General features: G+C 69.6%; 1 protein-coding gene. It reads right to left on the bottom strand.

The features are described from left to right. A partial coding sequence (locus N864_RS25855) for a transposase (protein WP_240474466.1) occupies nt 1-280 on the bottom strand: 280 nt, incomplete at both ends.

Here is a 280-nt window from a genome sequence, read left to right as displayed (position 1 = left end):
CAAGAAGGTTCGCGTGCTCGGGTGGGAGTACGCCTTGTCCGCCAGCAGCCGGAAGTCCAGGTCGTGCCCGGCCTCGGCGAGAGCCTCGATCAGCGGCGCGAGCATCGGGTTGTCGCCGGCCTGGCCGGCGGTCAGTAGCGCCAGCACCGGCGTGCAGGTCGGGTCCGACAGGGCGTGCACCTTCGTGGTCAGGCCGCCTCGGGAACGGCCTAGCGCGTGGTCAGGCGGCTCCCCGGGCACGACCCGAGATTTCTTGTAATTCGATCCTGCCCCCTGTGTC

It is taken from the genome of Intrasporangium chromatireducens Q5-1 (assembly GCF_000576575.1).
In the GTDB taxonomy this organism is placed as follows: Bacteria; Actinomycetota; Actinomycetes; order Actinomycetales; family Dermatophilaceae; genus Intrasporangium_A; species Intrasporangium_A chromatireducens.
The sequence above is the reverse complement of the archived record's forward strand: the minus strand, read 5'-3'. Positions and strand labels throughout refer to the sequence as shown.